17 protein-coding genes are annotated in these 21,194 nt (G+C 63.6%); 8 read left to right on the top strand and 9 right to left on the bottom strand.

Annotated features, from left to right (window positions below):
* Positions 1 to 75: 75 nt before the first annotated feature.
* The gene (locus AC1DVN_RS08060) at positions 76 to 696 is read left to right on the top strand and encodes a TetR/AcrR family transcriptional regulator (RefSeq protein ID WP_041814434.1); all 621 of its coding nucleotides are present in this window, start codon (positions 76 to 78) and stop codon (positions 694 to 696) included.
* Here AC1DVN_RS08060 and AC1DVN_RS08055 read toward each other — a convergent pair.
* Positions 693 to 1,679, bottom strand: a complete 987-nt coding sequence (locus tag AC1DVN_RS08055; protein WP_084325567.1) for a DUF2332 domain-containing protein — start codon at positions 1,677 to 1,679, stop codon at positions 693 to 695. The genes AC1DVN_RS08060 and AC1DVN_RS08055 overlap by 4 nt on opposite strands.
* 72 nt (positions 1,680 to 1,751) lie before the next feature.
* Between AC1DVN_RS08055 and rraA the strand changes: the two genes are divergently transcribed.
* Entirely contained in the window at positions 1,752 to 2,228 is a 477-nt protein-coding gene (rraA, locus tag AC1DVN_RS08050; protein WP_003943552.1) for a ribonuclease E activity regulator RraA, read from the top strand.
* 15 nt (positions 2,229 to 2,243) lie between these two features.
* Here the strand turns inward: rraA and AC1DVN_RS08045 are convergent, their stop codons facing one another.
* Positions 2,244 to 2,471 carry an RNA-binding S4 domain-containing protein gene (locus AC1DVN_RS08045; protein ID WP_003943569.1) on the bottom strand — a complete coding sequence of 76 codons (228 nt, stop codon included), beginning with the start codon at positions 2,469 to 2,471 and terminating at the stop codon, positions 2,244 to 2,246.
* Positions 2,472 to 2,559: 88 nt separating this feature from the next.
* Here AC1DVN_RS08045 and lysX point away from each other — a divergent pair, with 88 nt between their 5' ends.
* The 4 genes from lysX to AC1DVN_RS08025 all read left to right on the top strand — a co-directional run bounded on the left by lysX (position 2,560) and on the right by AC1DVN_RS08025 (position 8,913).
* Positions 2,560 to 5,916, top strand: coding sequence for a bifunctional lysylphosphatidylglycerol synthetase/lysine--tRNA ligase LysX (lysX, locus tag AC1DVN_RS08040; RefSeq protein WP_019746266.1), 3,357 nt, complete (start codon positions 2,560 to 2,562; stop codon positions 5,914 to 5,916).
* A 13-nt stretch (positions 5,917 to 5,929) separates the two neighbouring features.
* Positions 5,930 to 6,820: an alpha/beta fold hydrolase gene (locus AC1DVN_RS08035; RefSeq protein WP_477846510.1), complete on the top strand. Its 891-nt coding sequence runs from the start codon at positions 5,930 to 5,932 to the stop codon at positions 6,818 to 6,820.
* A 78-nt stretch (positions 6,821 to 6,898) separates the two neighbouring features.
* A complete protein-coding gene (locus AC1DVN_RS08030; RefSeq protein WP_019746264.1) occupies positions 6,899 to 8,308 on the top strand; it encodes a GGDEF domain-containing protein in 1,410 nt (469 codons plus the stop codon).
* Between the two features lie 5 nt (positions 8,309 to 8,313).
* Entirely contained in the window at positions 8,314 to 8,913 is a 600-nt protein-coding gene (locus AC1DVN_RS08025) for a histidine phosphatase family protein (protein WP_031330982.1), read from the top strand.
* Here the strand turns inward: AC1DVN_RS08025 and AC1DVN_RS08020 are convergent, their stop codons facing one another.
* From AC1DVN_RS08020 to AC1DVN_RS07995, 6 genes are all read right to left on the bottom strand, one after another.
* Complete coding sequence (locus tag AC1DVN_RS08020; protein ID WP_020905656.1) at positions 8,914 to 9,903, bottom strand: ABC transporter ATP-binding protein; 990 nt, start codon at positions 9,901 to 9,903, stop codon at positions 8,914 to 8,916.
* The gene (locus tag AC1DVN_RS08015; RefSeq protein WP_019746261.1) at positions 9,903 to 11,000 is read right to left on the bottom strand and encodes an ABC transporter ATP-binding protein; all 1,098 of its coding nucleotides are present in this window, start codon (positions 10,998 to 11,000) and stop codon (positions 9,903 to 9,905) included. Before AC1DVN_RS08015 ends, AC1DVN_RS08020 begins: the two co-directional genes overlap by 1 nt.
* Entirely contained in the window at positions 10,997 to 12,091 is a 1,095-nt protein-coding gene (locus AC1DVN_RS08010; RefSeq protein WP_020968023.1) for an ABC transporter permease, read from the bottom strand. Before AC1DVN_RS08010 ends, AC1DVN_RS08015 begins: the two co-directional genes overlap by 4 nt.
* Positions 12,084 to 13,040: an ABC transporter permease gene (locus AC1DVN_RS08005; protein WP_019746259.1), complete on the bottom strand. Its 957-nt coding sequence runs from the start codon at positions 13,038 to 13,040 to the stop codon at positions 12,084 to 12,086. The genes AC1DVN_RS08010 and AC1DVN_RS08005 overlap by 8 nt, the downstream gene beginning before the upstream one ends.
* A 92-nt stretch (positions 13,041 to 13,132) precedes the next feature.
* On the bottom strand, positions 13,133 to 14,752 hold the full coding sequence (locus AC1DVN_RS08000; protein ID WP_477993684.1) for an ABC transporter substrate-binding protein: 1,620 nt from the start codon (positions 14,750 to 14,752) through the stop codon (positions 13,133 to 13,135).
* Between the two features lie 182 nt (positions 14,753 to 14,934).
* Positions 14,935 to 16,530, bottom strand: a complete 1,596-nt coding sequence (locus AC1DVN_RS07995) for a Na+/H+ antiporter (RefSeq protein ID WP_477993683.1) — start codon at positions 16,528 to 16,530, stop codon at positions 14,935 to 14,937.
* A gap of 26 nt (positions 16,531 to 16,556) precedes the next feature.
* On the opposite strand from AC1DVN_RS07995, the gene AC1DVN_RS07990 reads away from it, so the two are divergent.
* Positions 16,557 to 16,877: a UBP-type zinc finger domain-containing protein gene (locus tag AC1DVN_RS07990; protein ID WP_019746256.1), complete on the top strand. Its 321-nt coding sequence runs from the start codon at positions 16,557 to 16,559 to the stop codon at positions 16,875 to 16,877.
* Between the two features lie 292 nt (positions 16,878 to 17,169).
* Positions 17,170 to 19,482, top strand: a complete 2,313-nt coding sequence (locus AC1DVN_RS07985) for a transketolase-like TK C-terminal-containing protein (protein ID WP_477993682.1) — start codon at positions 17,170 to 17,172, stop codon at positions 19,480 to 19,482.
* 73 nt (positions 19,483 to 19,555) lie between these two features.
* On the opposite strand, the gene AC1DVN_RS07980 is transcribed toward AC1DVN_RS07985, so the two are convergent.
* Positions 19,556 to 21,175, bottom strand: coding sequence for an ABC transporter substrate-binding protein (locus AC1DVN_RS07980; RefSeq protein WP_003943604.1), 1,620 nt, complete (start codon positions 21,173 to 21,175; stop codon positions 19,556 to 19,558).
* Between the last annotated feature and the right edge of the window lie 19 nt (positions 21,176 to 21,194).

Raw genomic sequence — 21,194 nt, 5'->3', positions numbered from 1 at the left:
ATACAATATGTATCGACTAAAGCCGTGACAGAATGTAACGGCCATCACAGCGATACCGCAAGGGATTTGCCCAAAATGTCCAAAGATTCCGAAACTCAGCACCGCCTGGGCCCGCAGCGAAACCCTGCAATCGACGACGCAGTACTGGATGCGACCAGGCAACTGTTGGAGGAAAAGGGGTACGCCGGCACATCCATCGACGCCATCGCGACGCGCGCGGGAGTCGGGCGTCCAGCCATCTACCGTCGGTGGCCGTCGAAGGCACACATCGTCAACGACGCGATCTATCCGGTACTCGACGTCGAACAGGGCGCGGACATCGACACCGAACTCGGCGCCGAGGGCACGATCGCGGATCAGATTCGCGCGCTTGTGCAGGGCGCGGTGGCACTGTTTGCCGCTCCCGCCACCCGGGCCGCGGCGCCCGGACTGATGAGCGAAGTGCGCACAAACGCGGAATTACGCGACGTTCTCGTGGTGCGGCAACTGGCCGGAGTCCGCGTCGAGCTGAACCGTCGACTGGAAGCGGCGAGGGAGCGCGGCGACATCCGAAGTGGCGTCGACGCCGACGCTCTTCTCGACATCATGGCTGGCGCGGCCATCTTCGCACTGTCGGTTCGTGACGTCTCGGACCCGGGACCGTTTGCCGATTCTCTCGCCGACATAGTGCTGAACGGCATACTTCCCAGCACCTAACCTGCTGGCGCCGTGCGGGTTTGGTCTAACCAGTCGAGGGACTGCCCATGGCCACCAGCTAGCCCGCGGGGTGTGCCGTCAAGAGAGACAACAAATTTGCCACGGCGCGCCTCTGGTGATGCCGTCAACTTGGCATCGACTTCGGGCAGAACCCCAAGACCTTCGTTGGCTATCCAGTGGCATGGCAAAGCACGAACAGTTTCTGCGAATTCCTCTCTGGCAGTGAGGGTCAGATAGTTGAGGACTGCACTGTGATAGACCACGACCGTTGTGTTCTGTGGCGCACGCCGGACCAGATCGGCAACAGCCGCCGTGAGATCTCCGCGAACCAGATGCGGTGGATCCACACGAGCGAGTGCAGCAGCGTCGCGTAATCGCTGACGGCGATGGTCCTGCTCCGGCCACACAAGACTCTCCAACCATCTCATGTCGTCGGTGTCGCGTACATCGAGTGGATTCAGATCTATGCCCGCCCGGTACACCACGTCTGGGACGCTCTCCGGAATCGGCGGACTGCCAGTCGTCGCGCACTCCAGCAGAACGGTGGACGGACCATCGACTGGATGCAGATACTTTTCGCCGTCGTAGAGATAGCTGTAGCGGTCCGGATAAAGGCACAGGCCCGCCGAAGCACCGACTTCGATGAGGGAGAGCGGGCCCTTCAACAACCCGAGAACGGGAAGCAACACAGCAGCGCGGCCTGCTTCATTGGTCTGGGTAGTCCGGATCCGCGCAAGTTGTTCAACCGCAGACCAGTTCTCCCTCAGCCACCGGCGAAACGACGCATACGGCGCGACCGGTGCACCGAGGTGACGGCTCGCCCCGAATATCAGGTTGGGTTGCCTGCGGGGTTCTGGAAGTCGATCGATCAGAGCGAGGACTGCTGGATCCTCCGATACGCCGTTGCCCCATTCCTCGTAGACCTCGGAGTTCCCTCGGGCTTCCACTTCCGCGAACGATCGGTACCAGCGCGATGTGTCCACCGTCGATGTCTACCGGATGCGGCATAGGTCTGGGAACCCGTGGTCAACTCTCTGCCGACTATCCTGTGGGGCATGACCGAGCCTGTAGCGACCGCTGACCTTGCCGACGAGATCGGACCCGACATCCGTAGCTGCGACACGCAGTTCACCCAGTTCGGTGGACGTGAAGTGTTTGCCGGCCCCATCACGACCATCAAGTGCTTCCAGGACAACCTGCTCGTGAAGCAGACCCTCAGCGAACCGGGCAACGGTGGAGTCCTCGTCGTCGACGGTGACGCGAGCATCCACACCGCCCTGGTCGGCGACATCATCGCCGGCCGCGGCGTCGACAACGGCTGGGCCGGCGTCATCGTCAACGGAGCTGTCCGCGACTCGGCGATCCTGCGCACCCTCGACATCGGCGTCAAGGCGCTGGGCACCAACCCGCGCAAGAGCACTCAGACTGGTTCGGGCGAGAAGAACGTGCCGATCGAAATCGGCGGAGTCACCTTCAACCCCGGTGAGATCGTCTACAGCGACCAGGACGGCGTCGTCGTTCGCGAAAGCTAGTCAGAAGTCGCGGGATCAGGCGGGGGCTTCCACTTTGGCGGCCATCCCGCCGATCTCGACGACATCGCCGTCACGAAGCTGGCGGCCCCGACGATCTTCGACCTCACCGTTGACCGAAACCATGCCGTCGGCGATCACTTCCTTGGCCTCCGCGCCCGATTCGATGAGGTTCGCGAGCTTGAGAAACTGACCGAGCCGAATCATTTCGTCGCGGATGGGTACTGCTGGAATGTTGTCGGTCATGTCAATCATCTTCCTCCTCCCACAAAACTGGACACGACAGACCACACTTAGCGTGAGGATCTGATCGACCGGTAGGAGAGGAAGCTCGATGGCACCATTGACCGAGGTATCGGACACCACTGCAGAGCTGGTGGAATCGCCACCCGAAAATCCGCGCCAGGCGCGGCGATTCCGCAAAGGGCGGTTCAGCCAGGTTCCCCATATCTCGGGATTGATCCTCGGAGTTTTCTCCGTACTGGTGTTCCTGTGGAGCATCTCGCCGGTTCTGCGGCACATCCTCCGCGTCCCACGCGAATACATCGACAGCTACTACTTCGACGCACCGGATACGAGCCTGTCGTGGGCGCTCGTCGTCGCCCTGCTCGCCGCGGCCCTCGCGAGTCGCAAGCGCATCGCCTGGTGGCTGCTGACGATCTACCTCGCGCTGATCACCCTCACCAACATCGCCTCCACAATCGTCGACAAGAACCCGAACAACGCCGTCGCCGCTGTCGTTTTGCTTGTCGTGATCGGAATCCTCATCGCCGCGAGGCCCGAGTTCTACACACGCGTACGACGCGGCGCCGGTTGGAAAGCGCTCGGCGTACTGATCGGCGGCATGGCTGTCGCGACCGTGATCGGTTGGGGCCTTGTCGAACTCTTCCCGGGCGACCTGCCGCAGAACCAACGATTCCTCTGGGCCCTGAACCGCGTCACCGCGGCGGCTTCGGTCGACAACGAGGTGTTCGACGGCCATCCACGCGTCTTCGTCAACACGGTCCTCGGTCTCCTCGGCGCCATCGCACTACTCGCCGCCGTTATGACGCTCTTCCGCGCGCAACGCTCCAACAACGCGCTCACCGGAAACGACGAGTCCGCGATCCGCGGGTTGATCCAGAACTTCGGCGCCGACGACTCCCTCGCCTACTTCGCCACCCGCCGCGACAAGGCCGTCATCTTCGCGCCGAGCGGCAAGGCCGCGATCACGTACCGCGTCGAGATCGGCGTCTGCCTCGCCAGTGGTGATCCCATCGGCGATCCCGAGGCGTGGCCGCACGCCATCGAAGCGTGGCAGGACCTGGCCTCGCAGTACGGCTGGGCGACGGCCGTCATGGGCGCCAGCGAAACCGGGGCGACGGCGTACAAGAAGGCAGGCTTGAGCGTCCTGCAACTCGGCGACGAAGCGATCCTGCGCACCCGCGAGTTCAACCTCAACGGACGCGACATGCGCCCGGTGCGCCAGGCCGTCACCCGCGTCAGGCGCCACGGCGTCACCGTGCGGATGCGACGCCATCGCGACATCCCGCCCGAGGACATGGCGGCCGTCATCATCCGCGCGGACGACTGGCGTGACACCGACACCGAGCGCGGCTTCTCCATGGCGCTCGGCCGACTGGGCGATCACCTCGACGGCGACTGCCTCCTCGTCGAAGCCGTCATGGGCGAAGGCACGGAGGACGAAAGCGTCGTCGGCATGCTTTCGCTCGTGCCGTGGGGACCGAACGGCGTTTCGCTCGACCTGATGCGTCGCAAGCCGACGGCGCCCAACGGAGTCGTCGAATTGATGGTCTCGGAGTTGGCCACACGTTCCGACGAGATCGGCGTCGTGCGGGTCTCGCTCAACTTCGCCGTCTTCCGCTCGGTGTTCGAGGAAGGTTCGCGCATCGGCGCCGGCCCGATCCTCCGTATCTGGCGCTCGGTGCTCGTCTTCTTCTCCCGCTGGTGGCAGCTCGAAGCGCTGTACCGCTCGAACGTGAAGTACCAGCCGGATTGGGAGCCGCGTTTTCTCTGCTTCGAGGACAACCGTGAGCTTCCACGCGTCGGATTCGCGTCGGCCATCGCCGAAGGCTTTGTGGTTCTGCCCAGTTTCGGACGCAAGTCGAGCCAGGTCGTCAAGCACACCGGAACACATGCGGCGGTGCCGGCAGCTCTGGTGACTTCCGAAGGACTGCACGCCGACGGCAGCCCGCCGGACTCGGCGCCGTCGTTCACGACCAACGGTCCGCGTCGACCCGAGCAGGTTCGGGTGCGCATGAACAAGCTCGCGCAACTCGCCGACGAAGGGATCGCCGCCTACCCCGTCGCCTATCCGCCGACCCACACGATTGCCGCCGCAGCGAAGTCGCCGGAGGGCACCCGCGTACGCATCGCGGGACGCCTGCTGAGGGTTCGCGACTACGGCGGAGTCGTGTTCACGGACGTGCGCGACTGGTCCGGCGACATCCAGGTTCTGGTCGACCAGGACAACGTCGGCCGGGAGAAGCTGGCGGAGTTCGCTGCCGAGTTCGATCTCGGTGACCTGATCGAAGTGAGCGGAACCATCGGGCGCAGCCGCAAGGGCGAGCTGTCGCTCATCGCCGTCGAGTGGCGCATGAACGGCAAGTGCCTGCACCCGCTGCCGGACAAGTGGAAGGGCCTCTCGGATCCCGAGACCCGAGTCCGCCAGCGGTACCTCGACATCGCCCTCAACCCGAAGGCCCGCGAACTGCTCGAGGCCCGAAGCGCCGTCGTGAAGTCGCTGCGCGATTCACTCGGTGGTCGCGGATACCTCGAAGTCGAGACCCCGATCCTGCAGCAGGTGCACGGCGGCGCGAACGCCGCTCCGTTCCTGACACACATCAACGCGTACAACCTCGACCTCTATCTCCGCATCGCACCCGAGCTGTACCTGAAGCGTTTGTGCGTCGCGGGTATGGAGAAGGTGTTCGAGATCGGCCGCGTGTTCCGCAACGAGGGCGTCGACTTCAAACACAATCCCGAATTCACGATCCTCGAGGCCTACGAGGCGCACAGCGACTACGAGGGCATGATGCGGATGTGCCGCGAGCTCATCCAAGCCGCGGCCGTCGCAGCGTTCGGGCGCGAAATCATCATGCGACCCGGCCCGGACGGCGAATTGGTCGAGGTCGACATCTCCGGCGAGTGGCCGGTGAAGACGATGCACGGCGCCGTCGCCGAAAAGCTTGGTGTCGACGTCTCCCCCGAGACGAGTCTCGAAGACCTGCAGAAGCTGTGCGACGCCAACGAGATCCCGTACCAGTCCAGCTGGGATACCGGCGCCATCGCGCAGGAGATGTACGAGCACCTGGTCGAGGACTACACGGAGTTCCCGACGTTCTACACCAACTTCCCCACCTCGATGTCTCCGCTCACCCGGCCGCATCGCAGCATCCCCGGCGTTGCCGAGAAGTGGGACCTCGTCGCATGGGGTGTCGAACTGGGAACCGCGTACAGCGAGTTGACCGACCCCGTGGATCAGCGCAACCGGCTCACCGAGCAGTCGATGCTCGCGGCCGGCGGTGATCCAGAAGCGATGGAATTGGACGAGGACTTCCTTCAGGCCCTCGAACACGCGATGCCGCCGACGGGTGGTCTCGGGATGGGCGTCGACCGAATCGTCATGCTGATCACGGGCGGCAGCATCCGCGAGACGCTGGCCTTCCCCCTCGCGAAACCGCGTCAGTAGTCCGGATTCTCACGTGCCGGAATTGTTCCACGTGAAACCACCGGGCGAGATCTTGCAGGTCGGCGAGAGCCGACTGCATGTTCTTGCCGAGGGCGACGGCCCCGTCGTCGTCCTGTGCGGCGGACTGGCGGGCAACTGGTTCGACTGGGATGACTGCGCGCGTCATCTCCAGTCGGACCACACCGTCGTCCGCTTCGATCGCCCGGGCTTCGGACTCAGCGAGCCGTCTTCCGAAGTGCCGACCGTCCGCGGCGAAGCTCAGCGGATCCGCGACGTGCTCGACACTCTGGGATTGGCACGGCCGGCCGTCGTCGTCGGCCACTCCATCGCCGGCTTCTACGCCGAAGGCTTCGCGCGACTGTTCCCCGATCGGGCGGCGGGGATGCTGCTCCTCGATTCCAGTGCCGAGAAAGAACCGAAACGTCTTTTCCCCCGTGACCTGCTGCTGATCGCCTCCCGGGCCGCCGCAGCCTCGTTCAGCACCACCGGGCTCCAACGACTCCTCGGCACCACGACGCGCAAGATCCTCAACCAGTCCGTGCCGCCGAGCGGGTCGTCCGAAGCCACCCTCGAATGGGTCAGGAAGATCTACCGCGAACCTCATTATCTCGAGGCGGCGATGATCGAATACGTCGCGTACACCGATATGGCGCTGGAGCTCACCGCTTTACGACGCTCGAGCAAGCATCCACTGCCCGACATCGACCTCAGCGTCGTCGCTGCACACACTGGCCACACCACTCCCTGGTCCATCGCCTGGATGGCAAAGCAGCAGAAACTCGCCACCTACCTCGGCGGGAGTTTTCACGTCCTGCGCCCGGCGCATCACCACGCGATGATCGATCAGCCCGAGGAGTTGGCGAACTTGATTCGGCGCCTCACGCAGCCGAACCTTCGGGAATGACACTTCAACGTACAACTCGGACAGTAGCCGGATCATTGCTAGGCTCGGACAGCTTCTGCTTTCTACGACAGGCTGGCCATGGATCGTTCGACAACCCGGGTGCGCTCGTCGCTGATCTTCGTCGCCATACTCGTTGTCGCACTCGCCGGCATCGCCGCCCGTCCGCCCGGGTTTCTGTCGACCTTCTGGCCCGCCAACGCGATCCTTCTGGGCATTCTCCTTCGTAACCCACGCTCGTTTGCGCCGATCGGACTCGCTGTCGGCGGCGCCGCGCTGCTGACGGCGGATCTTGCGACCGGAAGCCCCGTGCAGAGGGCCTTCGAACTGAATGCGATCAATCTGGTCGGCGTCACGACAGGATTGATCGCCGCGAACTTGCTCGGCTGTTTTCCGCGGCGGATCTCCGAGACCAAGTACACGACCAGAATCTTCGTCGTCTCGGTTCTGGCGTCGTTCACGGCTGGGTCCGCCAGCGCACTGCGCACTCAACTCCACGAAGGAAGCGGTGCGGGAACGGAATTGGTGGGTTGGTTCTTCGCCGACCTGTGCACCTATCTGATCGTGCTGCCGATCCTTCTTTCCGCACCTCCGCTCGACCACGTCCGTCGTACGTTCGGGCCGTCCGTGCGGCAGAATCTGCGACTTCGACGAGTCGCCCAGATCCTTCTGCCGCTGGCAGCCCTCCTCGCCTGCCTCCCGCTGGCCCTCGAAGTGCAGGGAGCCCTCGCATTGCTGCTTCCGATGCCGGCGCTCTTGTGGTGCGCGATGCGCGTCTCGCTGTTCAGCACTTCGCTCCTCGCGGCTGGGTGGAGCGCGTGGGCGCTGATCATGGCGGGCCAGGGGCGGTTGGCCCTGGCCGATCCGGTTCACCTGCTGAGCGAAGGTGTAACCACCAGAATCTCCGTCATCTTGATGGCGCTCTCCCCCATCGCCGTAGCCGTCGCCACGGGCGCACAGCGACGCGCTGAACGTGAACTCCAACGCATCGCCGAATGCGACGCCCTGACCGGAACGCTGAGCCGACATGCGTTCTGGACCCAGTCGCAGGAACTCCTCGACACCCAACACACAGCGCGAAAATCGATCGCCGTCATGATGCTCGATCTCGACCACTTCAAATCGATCAACGACAACCTCGGCCACCTCACCGGAGATTCGGTCCTCGAACAGTTCGGAAACACCCTCCTCGCCACTACCGAAGGACTGGGACTGTCCGGTCGACTTGGCGGTGAGGAATTTGCCGTCGCCGCCGCCGACTGCACATTCGAGGAAGCAATTGCCCTGGCAGAACGCATCAGGCAGAGACAGGAGGCGCACTCCCGATCCATCCGCGGCTTCGCCGGAACGGTCAGTATCGGAGTCGCCTGGGTAGATCAGGCCATGGCCGAGATGGACGCCCTGCTCGACATCGCCGACACCGCCATGTACCAGGCGAAACGCGAAGGCCGAAACCTCGTGGTGGCCGTCGATCTGTACATGGCAAGGTGACGTGGGTGCAACTACTCCTGATCCGACACGCGCTCCCCGAACTGGCCGAGGTCACCGAAGGCTTCGCCGATCCCTCACTGACCGACGCCGGTCGCGTGCAGGCACTTCGGCTGCCTGCGGCTTTGGCCCCCTACCGGATCACCGGGCTCTTCAGTAGCCCGCAGAAGCGCGCACTCGAGACCGCGGACCCGGTAGCGCAGGCATTGGATCTTCCGGTCACCGAGCTCGAGGGTCTGGCGGAGTACGACTACGAGCAGCCCCACTACATCCCGATGCACGAGGTCTTGGAACGCGCACCGGAAACGTATGCGCGCATCAAGGCCGGATGGCTACCCGAGTCGGTGGACGGCGACGCTTTTCGTGCGCGAGTCCTCGGTGCGATCGACGACGTCGTCGCCGCAACCGACAACAACGCCACCGTGGCGATCTTCTGCCACGGCGGCGTCATCAATATCGTTCTGCAGGAACTACTCGGGCTGGAGCGTCCGTTGACCTTCCCGATCGAGTACGTGTCCGTCACGCGAATTCTTGTTTCCCGGGACGGAAGCCGCAGGGTCGGGTCGATCAACGAAACCGGTCACGTACGCAACATGCTTCGCGTGTAGTCACACGTTGTGGCACGCCACCTGATGACCGCCCTGGACGAGACGAAGTTCGGGAACTTCCTCGGCGCAGAGATCCGTGGCCAGCGGGCACCGCGTGCGGAACCGGCAGCCGCTGGGCGGATTGAGCGGCGACGGCAGCTCGATGACCTTCTGCTCGACGTTCTGCGCTGCGGTGACGGTGGCATCAGGATCGGGAATCGACGACAGCAGTAGCTGCGTGTACGGGTGCAGCGCGCGGTTCTGCATGTCTTCTGCGGGAACGATTTCGCAGACGCGGCCCAAGTACATGATCATCACGCGGTCGCTGATGTTCTTCACGACGGCCATGTTGTGCGCGATGAACAGCAAAGACAGCCCGTGACGCTTCTTCGCATCCTCGAGCAGGTTCAGAATCTGCGCCTGCACGGAGACGTCGAGGCTCGAGACCGGCTCGTCACAGATCAGGACCTTGGGGTCCAGCATCAACGCGCGGGCGATGCACACACGCTGGCACTGACCACCCGAGAGTTCCCGCGGGGTCCGGTCCCACACCATGTCCGGGTCCAACCCGACCTCGGCAAGAACCTCGCGTGCCCGAGCTTCGATGGCGGCCTTGTCTTTTCCGCCCCAGATCGACGGACCCTCGGTGATGAGAGCCTTGACCTTGCGACGAGGGTTCAGGGAGGAGATCGGGTCCTGGAAGATCATCTGCAACTGAGTGCGACTGCGACGCAGTTCTTCCGCGCCCAGTGCCGTCATTTCCGTCTCTCCGAGGCGAATGGAGCCCGACGTCGGTGAGGGCAACTGCATGATCGCCCGGCCCGCCGTGGACTTGCCACAGCCGGATTCACCGACAACGCCCAAGGTTTCACCCGGAGCGACGGTGAAGCTGATCCCGGACACGGCGTGAACGGTCTGCCCCTTGCCGACGTTGAATTCGACGACCAGATCCTCGACCGTCAGGGCCGCGTCCACCGTCTCGGGCTTCCTGGTATCGGTTGCTGCAGTCATCAGACCATCTCCTTCACCGCGAGCGTCAGGCCCGCTGCGGTAGTGCCGGCCTTCTCGTTGGCGACCAATGCCGTTGTGCCTTCAGGGGTGTCGACCGGGTAGTGGCACGCGAACGTGTGGCTTTCGGTTGTGTTGTCTCCCAGGCCGCCGGGAGCCAGAGCCGGTTCGCCGGTCAGGCAGTCGTCCTGGGCATACCGGCAGCGAGCGGCGAAGCGGCAACCGGTGATCGGCTTCGTCATGTCCGGCAGTCCACCCGGAATTGTCTGCAGCACTGTGTGCGTCGGCGATTCGAGTCGCGGAATCGCGGCCATAAGCGCTTCGGTGTACGGGTGGCGCGGACGAGTGAACAACTCCTCGGTGGCCGACGTTTCCACGACGGACCCGGCGTACATGACGGCGACGCGATCCGATCGTCCCGAGACCACACCGAGGTCGTGGCTGATCAGGATGACGGCCATGTTGAGCTTGTCGTTGAGCGAGGCGAGCAGGTCGAGGATCTGCTTCTGCACGGTCACGTCGAGAGCTGTGGTCGGCTCGTCCGCGATCAGCAGTTTCGGCTCGCAGGCCAGGGCCATCGCGATGACCACACGCTGACGCATACCGCCCGAAAGTTCGTGGGGGTACTGATCGAGCCGACGCTTGGGCTCGGGGATACCCACCATCGACAGGAGTTCCGCAGCGCGATCGCGGGCCGCGTCCTTCTTCAGACCCAGGTGGAACTTCAAGGATTCGGTGATGTGGGTACCGATGCGCTTGAACGGATTGAGCGAGGTCATCGGATCCTGGAAGACCATGGCGATCTCGGGTCCCCAGAAGTGCTTCATCTCCGACTTCTTCATGGTCGACATGTCGCGGCCGGCAAACGTCACCGTCCCGCTGATGTCCAGAGCCGGACCCTTCTGGAGCAGACCCATGATGGTGCGTCCGAGAACCGACTTGCCGGAACCGGATTCACCCACGATACCGAGAGTTTCACCGGCGGAAACGTGGATCGAGACACCGTCGACTGCTCGCAACTGGCCACGCGGAGTGGCGAATACGGTCCTGATGTTGTCCGCCTGCAGTAGCGGAACGCCGTTCTGAACTGAAGTGGTCACAGCTTACTCCGATACTTCTCGCCGATGAGGTTGAAGGAGAACACCGTCAGGAAGAGGAAGACGCCGGGAACCAGAACGATGAACGGATGCTTCTCCACGATCCCGCCCTGGCCTTCCGCAATCATGTTGCCCCAGGTCGGATCAGGTTGTGCGATACCGAGTCCGAGGAAGCTGAGTGATGCTTCCGCGACAATCAGGCCGGAGACGGCCACCAGGCCGAGCGCGGCGACCGGAACGAGGACGTTGGGAACCAACTCGCGCCAGATGACGCGCCATTTGGTGGCGCCCATGGCCCTCGCGGCAAGCACGAACTCCCGTTGGGCGACGACGATGGTGTTGGCCCTGGCGATTCGAACCATGCTGGGAATGCAGAGAATCGAGAGTGCGAGGGTGATGTTGCGCAGGTTCGACGTGAGCACCGCGGCCAGTGCGATCAACAGCACCAGAGAAGGAATGGCCAGCAGCGAGTTGGTCAGGATTCCGACGACTGCGTCGACCTTGCCGCGGAAGTAACCGGCCATGACGCCGATGGTGCCGCCGATGATCATGCCGATCAGTACGGCGCAGATGGCCACGGTCAAGGATGCCCTGGCACCGAACAAAGCGCGGGCAAGCAGGTCGAGACCGAAGTTGTTGGTACCCAACGGGTGATCGGAGAGCAGGCTCGGCGAGGCGAAGCCCGGCTCGGCCAAGGTCTTGACCGTGTCCTTGTACTCACCGAGCGGCAGCAGCGGTGCGAAGATCGCGGCCAGGATCAGCGCGGCCAGCCAGATGCACGCCAACCAGTACGAGAGATCGAACTGACTGCCCCACTTGGACGTACCGAGCTTGCCGAGACCCTTGAAGAGGAAAACCAGGGCAACGAGCGCGAGCACGATGCGGACGGTCATCATGATGGCCGAACCGAAGAGTGCGGTGCCGAGCAGCGCAACGCCGATCACCGTGAGAATCGATCCGATCAGGACCAGATTCTTGGGCTGTTCCAACGTCTCGACGGGACCGGGAGCCAGCAGGACTGTCTGCTGCCGGTATGTCATCACCTCGGACGGGGCCGGCGACGGGGCCGCTCCGTCTGGCGTCACTTCAGACATGGACACGACGACTCCTCGGGTCAAGATAGGTGTACAGAACATCGATCGCACTGTTGACGAGGACGTAGATGACCGCGATCACGACCACCGCGCCAAGCAGCATCGGCGAATCACCTTGCTGCGCTGCGCGGACGATGAGCGTGCCCATTCCGGGCAACGAGAACAGCGTCTCGACGATCACGGTGCTGCCGATCATGCCGCCGAGAGCCAGACCCATCATCGTGATGAGCGAGAACGACGACGGTCGGAGCGCGTCACTGAAAAGCACTCGCAGCGTGGGCATTCCCTTCGCCTTCGAAGCGAGGATGTAATCCTCACGGAGCGTCGTCACCAGATCGGATCGGAGAACGCGAGTGAACATCGCCATCTCGAGGAGGCTGATGGTGATAGCCGGGAGTATTGCGTGTGAGAGGTTTCCGGAGAGGCTGTCCCCGATGCGCACCCACTGTGATCGCGGGAACCAGCCGAGCCAATTGACGGTGACCATGATCAGCAACAGACCGGCGAGGAAGCTCGGGACGGAAAGAACACCGAACGTCGCGGCGCTGATGACGCGGTCGATGACGCCGCCTTCGTGGTGCGCCGACCAGAGTGCGAGCGGCACGGCGACGACGAGTGCGATGACCAGACCCATCACGGCCAACTGAACGCTGACGGGCAGTGCCGAGCCGATCGCAGTCAGAACGTCCTGCTGCGGGGGAACAAGCGAATTACCGAGGTCGCCCTGGAGAGCGCTGGTCAGCCAGTCCCAATAGCGAACCAGGAGTGGATCGTTGAGCCCGAGCTGCTGCCGAACTTCCTCGTACTCGGCGGGCGTTCGGCCTTCACCTAGAACGGAGACAGCAGGATCGCCGGGGATCAGTGATGCCAGCACGAAGGTTCCGAAGCTGACGATCAGGATCACAATGACGAGCTGGCCCAATTTCTTACCTATTGCGCCGATGTTCATCGATTTCGTCTCCTTCGGACAGCGAGCTCGCAATACACAGCAGTTCCTCTGATTTCAGGTCTTGGTTCAAGCTCTCCAGGACTTCAGGCTCTCTAGGACTTCCAAGCTCCGTCGAAGAGCACGATTCCGTCGAGACTCTGCTCGAGACCGTGAACGTTCTGGTTCCAGACGTCGAGTGCGGCGACGTTGCCCCACACCTGCCACGGGACGGTCTCGTTGGCGCGTTCCTGAATCTGTGCCAGGACTGCCTTCTTGTCGTCGTCGGTGGTTGCGACGCCCAACTTGTCCAGGAGAGCGTCCATTTCGGCGTCGGAGTAGCCGGTGGCGTTGTTACGGCCGCCGGACTTGATGCCCGTGTACAGACGCTCGTAGGGATCGGCCTCGGCGAGGCTCAGTGCTGCGGTGCTCATGTCGTAGTCGTGATCGGCATACATCCGCTTGACCAGATCACCTGCACCGGTGACGTATTCGATCTGAGCGTCGAATCCGACAGCGTTGAGCATTGCCTGGATGGCCAGAGCCGTTGCCTGGGCGGACGGTTCCTGGATGGAGAGGAAGGTGATCTTTCCGTCGTAGCCGTCGGCCTTGGCCTGATCGAGCAGTTCCTTCGCCTTGGCGGGATCGACGCCGATCGGTGCGACGTCGTTGTGCCAGCGCGAGGTGTCCTGGAAGATCTCCTGGCCGGGCAGTCCCTTGCCGTTGTTGACGCGGGTGTTGAGCGTCTCCGGATCGACGGCAAGCGCCATCGCCTGGCGGACACGAACATCCGAGCCCGGGCGACCCGGGGCCATGTTCACGTTGGCGATGTAACCGAGCGACGGGATGTCGACGAAGCCGGGGTAACCCGACTCGATCAGATCCAGRATCGGGGTGAGCGTACGCATGTACGCGGCGTCGATGCCGCCCGTCTTGAGGGCTTCAGCGGTGGGCTGAGCGCCGACGATGCTGATCAGCTTGAGCTTGTCGATGTTCGGCGCGCCGTCGTAGTAGTCGGGGCGAGCAGCCAACAGCAGTTCCTCGTTGGGAGCGAACTTCTCGAGAGTGAACGCGCCCGCACCGATCGGGGTGAACTGGTCACCCTGCTGCGCGCTCGGGGCGACGATCATGCCGGGTCCGGTAGCGAGCATCGACTGGATGCCCGTCCACGGATCAACGAGGTTGAAGACGACGGTCGTCGCGTCGGGGGTGTCGATCGAGACAACCTTGGAAGCCCACAGGCTCGACTGCGGTCCCTTGTTGGTGACGTAGCGGTTGATACTGTCCGCCACTGCCTTGGAATCGAAAGCTGTTCCGTCGCTGAATTTCACACCGTCGCGGAGCTTCAGCGTCCAGGTCTTGCTGTCCGAACTCGCTTCGAGCGACTGGGCGAGCTTGGGCTCGAACTTCTGCCCGATGGGGTCGTAGCGCATGAGCACGTCGTAGATGGCGCTGAGCTCGCTGCCGCCGGTGGCGCCGGCAACCTGAGCCTTCGCGGGATCGAGAGTCGTGACCGCCGAGTAGCCGCTGAACGTCAGCGTGCCGCCCTTGGTGGGAGTGCCGGGGTCGGCCTGCTCGTTGACCATGCCGATCTTCAGCGAGGAACCGGAATCAGCAGATTCGCCGCCGCCATTGCTCGAGCCGTTGTCGGCGCACGACGCCAGGAACATACTTGCGGTGATCGCCAGCGCAGCCGCAGCCAATCTGCGACTTCCGCGGCGGGAACTACGACTCATTCGAATGCCTCCAAGGCGGGGTAAGACCGTGACGTGATGTTGAACACGAAACAGTCTGTGACGGGAGGCACAGAAAATTGGATCGAGTCTCGCTCAGTGGAATCGGTTAAGTTGCAGGCCTCAACGGCCAGGTAAACCGACCCTGGCCAGCGATTACCCTCACCGACATCAGACCAGCCGGTCTAGTCCCGGTCGAGCGTGGCTTCCTCGAGATCGAGCTCTCGAAGTACCTTGCGGAGAACCTCGTCGTCGATCCGGCCGGCATCGCGCTCGGCGATGAACACACCTCGCTCGGCATCGATCATCTCGAGGCGCAGCGAGCGGAAGGCGTTCGACGGGCTCTCCCCCAGATCCTCGTCGCTGCGTCCCAGTCGCTCCCACGCCGAGTTCGCGCGGTGGGTGTTCCAGCTTCGCAAGATGTCCGCGGCGCGATTGCGGACCTGAGGGACGTCGTCGGCGTCGGCTCCGACCAATTCGTCCAGACGCGCCGCAGCGGCGCGCGCAGCCTTGTCCTGAGCCGCAGCCTCGGCACGTGCGTCGGACTGCTCCTCGTTTCCTTGCACACCGAGGACACGGATGACCCACGGCAACGTCAGGCCGTGCAGCAGCAGCGTGCCGACCACGACGACAAACGTCAGGAACAGGATCAGCGAACGGCCCGGGAAGTCTTCACCACTGTTGACCGTCAACGGAATGGCGAAGGCAGCAGCCAGCGACACGACCCCTCGCATACCGGCCCACGACACGACGAACACTGCCCGCGCTGAAATCTCCGGCTCCCTCGCTCGGATACGGGGCGACAGCCAACGCGGTACGTACGTGAACGGGAACACCCAGGCGATCCGCACCACCACGACGGTCAGGAGCACGGCAATCGACGCCCAGACGACGATCGAGGTGCTGTACCCCTGCAATCCGTTGACGACACTGGGCAATTGGAGCCCGATCAACAGGAAGACGAACGATTCCAGGATCAGGTCGACGGCCTTCCACACTGCCGTGTCCTGCAAGCGCGTCGCATAACTCGCGCGGGTCGAGCGCTGGCCGAGGAACAATCCGGCCACGACGACCGCGATGACGCCCGACGCGTGGACCTCTTCTGCAGCCAGGTAGGTGAAGAACGGCACCACCAATCCGATTCCACTCTCCATCACCGGATCCTGGAGTTTGCCGCGAACCTTCGAGATGACAAAGCCCACCGCGAGGCCGATCACCGTTCCACCGACCGCTGCGACGAGGAAGGTCTCGAAGCCGCCGATCAGTGTCGCACCGGTACCCACCGCCGCCGCAAGAGCGACCTTGTAGGCCGTCAGAGCGGTGGCGTCGTTGAGCAGGCTCTCCCCGCCCAGCAGGGTCATGATCCGGCGCGGCAGGCCGAGCTTGCGTCCGATTGCGCTCGCGGACACCGCGTCCGGCGGCGCCACGATGGCGCCGAGAACCAGTGCGGCCGCAATCGAGAACTCCGGGACGATCAGGTAGGCGACAAAGCCCACCGCTGCCGTCGTCGCCAGGGGAAGCCCCACTGCGAGAAATCCGATCGGACGCAGATTGGACCGCAGTGCCAGGTATGAACTGTCCAGCGCCGCCGAGTAGAGAAGTGGAGGCAACACGACGAACAGGACGAGGTCCGGATCGAGCTCCAACTCCGGAACACCGGGTATCTGGCAGGCGATCAAACCGACCAGGACAAGGATCAGCGGCGAAGACAATCCGAACCTTCGCGCGACCGCCGCCACCAGCAACGCCGCTACTACAACCCCCAGTAATATGCCGTTCACTCTGGCAGCATGCAGTATGGAAGGCGATGAAGAAAATCCTGAAGCGAGCAGCAGCTCGCACACAGCAGCCCGCACCCGCTCCGACCGGTTGCGAGGAACTAACCAATGCGCCCGAAACGGACCCGGCGGCGCTGACGCCCGGCGTCTGCCAGGAGTGCGCCGAGTTGGGCGAGGATAACTGGTCTCACCTGCGCATGTGCCTGTCCTGCGGCCACGTCGGGTGCTGCGATTCCAGCCCCCATCAGCACGCGACCAACCACTATCGCGACACCGCGCACCCGGTCATGCGCTCGCACGAGCCCGGCGAATCCTGGCGCTGGTGCTACGTCCACGATCTGATGGATTGAGCGCGCACGACTCGCATTGTGCTGCGCATAGTGCCCACCTCGCACGGCGCACAGGGCCCGGTGTTGCGCACATTGCTCAACCCACTGGGTAGCTATTGCCCAATCTGTATGCCGATGATGGACTTTGACGCAGAATCTGCACAACAGATCGACAGGTGCGGCTGGACTTTGCCGCGCCGAACGGTTCGGCCTCAGGAAGTCCTGCCAAACATCACAACCACATCGTCGGCCCCATGATCTGGGGTACAGGCGGTGCGGCGATCGATGTCAACTATTGAAGGCAGGACCGGCCGTGAACAGCCCCAGCATCAACCAGAACGCTCCCGAGCCACTGGCGGAGATCGAGAAGCGCGTTCTGTGGTTGTCGACCGCGATGATCCATCACGCCAACCGTGTCCGTCCGAATCCCAGTGGGCTCAAAGTCGGCGGCCACCAGGCCTCGTGCGCGTCGATGGTCTCGATCATGACGTCGCTGTGGTTCGGCCAACTTCGTTCCGGCGACCGGGTTTCCGTCAAGCCGCACGCGGCTCCGGTGCTCCACGGCATCAACTATCTGCTCGGTGAACTCGACGAGTCGTACCTGACAACGCTGCGCGAGTTCGGGGGCCTGCAGAGCTACCCGAGTCGATCAAAAGATCCTGATCCGGTGGACTATTCGACCGGATCGGTGGGAATCGGTGCGACGGCTCCCATCTGGGGCGCGATCGCACGCCGATACGTCGACGCCTCCCTCGGCGGCGCCGGAACCGGGCGTCAGTACTCCCTTGTCGGTGACGCCGAACTCGACGAGGGCGCTGTGTGGGAAGCAGTTCTCGATCATTCGGTCGCCGAACTGGGTGAGATCGTGTGGATCGTCGACCTCAACCGCCAATCACTCGACCGGGTGGTGCCGAACATCGCGGCCACCCGCCTGGAGCGCATGTTCTCGGGCGCCGGCTGGCAGGTCATCACCGTGAAATTCGGCGCGCTCCTGGAATCACTGTTCACCCGGCCGGGCGGCACCGCGTTGCGCGAACGAATCCTGGACATGCCGAATCCGGAGTACCAGCGTCTGCTGCGATGCACGGCCGACGAGGTCCGTCTGAGGCTGCCTGGCGACGCGGCGGACGCCGACGGGATCACGTCGCTGATCAACGACCTCGACGACGCCACGGTGCTCGAGGCCATCCGCAATCTCGGTGGCCACGACCTCGACGCTCTGCGAGAGGCGTACGCGCAGATCGACGACACCCGCCCCACCGTGATCATCGCGTACACGATCAAGGGCAGGGGCCTGCCGACGCAGGGCCATCCGCAGAACCACTCGTCGCTGCTCACCGCCGAGCAGTACGAGATTCTGGCGGCGGAACTCGGCATGGATCCGTCGAAGCCCTGGGAACGGTTCGAGGCGGACGGCCCGTCCGGCCGCATCTGCGCCGAAACCGCTGAGCGCCTGGCTCGCCCGAAGGTGGAGCATCTGATGCCCCCGGCAGTTCCGAAAGACATCGGCCGTACCCCCTCCGGCACATCCACCACTCAGGCAGCTCTCGGTCGGGTGCTACTCGACCTCAGCCGAGAGGCGCCGGACGCCGCGAAACGTGTTGTCACACTGAGCCCGGACGTCAGTTCCACCACCAACCTGGCAGGGTGGCTGAACAAGGTCGGGGTCTGGTCCCCCAACGAGCGGCACAACTGGTTTGCCGACGACGCCGAAACGATCATGCACTGGCGTGAGAAGCCCACCGGTCAGCACATGGAACTCGGTATCGCCGAGACCAACCTGGTCGGACTGATGGGCGAACTCGGTGCAACCTGGAGTCGCTGGGGCCAGCCGCTCTTCCCCATCGGCGTGATGTACGACCCCTTCATCGAGCGGGCTCTCGAACCGTGGTCGTACGGCATCTACGCCGGTGGACAGTCGATCATGGTCGGCACTCCGTCGGGCGTCACCCTGGCAGCCGAAGGCGGTGCGCACCAGTCGATCAAGACCCCGTCCATCGGGCTCGAACAGCCGGGATGCGTCAGTTTCGAACCGGCATTCGCCGTCGACGTGGAGTGGACGCTCCTCGACAGCATCGGACGCCTCGGCCGACCAGACGGCAGCTCGTCGTATCTGCGTCTGTCAACCCGTCCGGTCGATCAGGCCTTGGCCGCGGTGCCGACCGATCCGGCTGCGCGAGAACGCCGCCGACGTCAGGTGGTGGCCGGCGCGTACACGCTGCGGCACAACCCTGATCCGGTCGTCACCCTGGTTGGCATGGGTGCCACCGTCACCGAAACACTTGTCGCCGCCGAAAGACTCGGCGAGCAAGGCATTTCCGCCGACGTCGTGTGCGTGACCAGCCCCGGCTTGCTCTTCGAAGCACTCCAGTCTCGGCGCGGTCTCGCGGACGGTCCGTCGTGGATCCTGGATCAGGTCTTTCCGAGCAGCCGGTCCGCGCCGATGGTGACCGTTCTCGACGGACACCCGCACACCCTCGCGTTCCTGACGGGAATCAACAACGTTCCGGGTGCTGCGCTCGGAGTGAGCCGGTTCGGTCAGGTCGGTTCACTCGAGGACGTCTACCGGTACCACGGCCTCGACTCCGACAGCATCGTCCGCGCTGCCCTCGATCTCACTTCTTGATCTATCACACTCTCTGATGCCGAGAAGCGTCCCCGCAGGGACGCTTCTCGGGTCCAGTCAGTCATTCAGGTGTCTAGTTCTTCCAGGCCTTGTCGAAGAACATTATTCCGTCCAGGCTCTGCTGAATGCCGTGGACGTTCTGTCCCCACACACCGAGCCACGGGGTGTTGCCGTAAACCTGCCACGGCACAACCTCGTTGGCGCGCTCCTGAATCTTGGCGAGCACCTCGATCTTCGCGTCGGTCGACGTCGCGACACCCAACTGGTCGAGAAGCGAATCGATCTCGGGGTCGGAGAAGCTCGTGGCGTTGTTTCGTCCACCCGACTTGAGATTGGAGTACAGACGCTCGAACGGATCGGCTTCCGCGAGGTTGGCGGAACCTGTTGCCATGTCGAAGTCGCGGTCGGCGTACAAACGCTTGACGACGTCGGCAACCGAGTTGACGTACTCGATCTGGAAATCGAATCCGACGGCGTTGGCCATCGACTGCAGTGCCAGAGCCATCGCCTGCGCCGAATTCTCCTGCAGCGTCAGGTATGTGATCTTGCCGTCGTAACCGTCAGCCTTGGCCTCGTCGAGAAGCTGCTTCGCCTTGGCCGTGTCGACGCCGATCGGAGCGACGTCGTTGTGCCAGCGAGAGGTGTCCTGGAAGATGACCTGCCCGGGCAGACCCTTGCCCTCGTTGAGTCGGTTGTCGAGTGCGACGGGATCGGTTGCGAGCGCCAATGCCTGACGGATGCGCACGTCGGCACCGGGACGACCGGGTGCCGTGTTGACCAGCGACAGGTAGGACAGCGAGGGGATGTCGACAAAGCCCGGGTAGCCGGAGTCGATCAGATCCAGCACGTTCGGTAGCGACCGCATGTATGCGACGTCCGTGCCGCCGCTCTTGAGCGATTCGGTGGTGGACTGCGAACCGACGATGCTGATCAACCGCAGCTTGTCCACGTTCGGGGCACCGTCGAAGTAGTCCTCCCGAGCGTCGAGGATCAATTCCTCGTTGGGAGCGAACTTCTCGAGGGTGAAGGCACCCGCGCCGATCGGGGTGAACTGATCACCTTGCTGGGCGCTCGGCGCGACGATCATGCCGGGGCCCGTCGAGAGCAGTGACTCGATACCGGTCCACGGGTCGACGAGATTGAAGACGACCGTCGACGGATCCGGAGTGTCTACCGACGCGACCTTCGACGCGTACAGACTCGACTGCGGCCCCTTGTTGGTGACGTAGCGATTGAGGCTCGCCGAGACGGCCGCCGAATCCACCGGCGTCCCGTCGCTGAACTTCACACCGTCACGCAGTTCGAGGGTCCACGTCTTGAAGTCGGAACTCGGCTCCATCGACTCTGCGAGTTTCGGAACGAATTCCTTGGACGCCGGGTCGTACCGCAGGAGCGTGTCGTAGATCGCGCCCAACTCCGAACCGGCGACCGAACCGGCGATCTGAGTCTTCGCCGGATCGAGATTGGTGACGGCGGAGTACCCGCTGAACGTGAGGGTGCCGCCCTTGACCGGATCGCCCTCGCCGGACTGCTCGTTGACCGGGCCGATGGACAATCCCGAACCGGAGTCCGGTGCGTCGCCGCTCCCACCCCCGTTCCCGCTGTCAGCGCACGACGAGACGAACAGGCCGGCGGAGACTGCCAGCGCGACGGCGGCAACCTTGCGGTGACCGCGCCGAGAACTGCGACTCATTCAAAACCTCCAGGTCAGA

Source organism: Rhodococcus sp. P4_E4, assembly GCF_056401575.1.
This window is presented reverse-complemented; position numbering and strand designations above follow the sequence as displayed.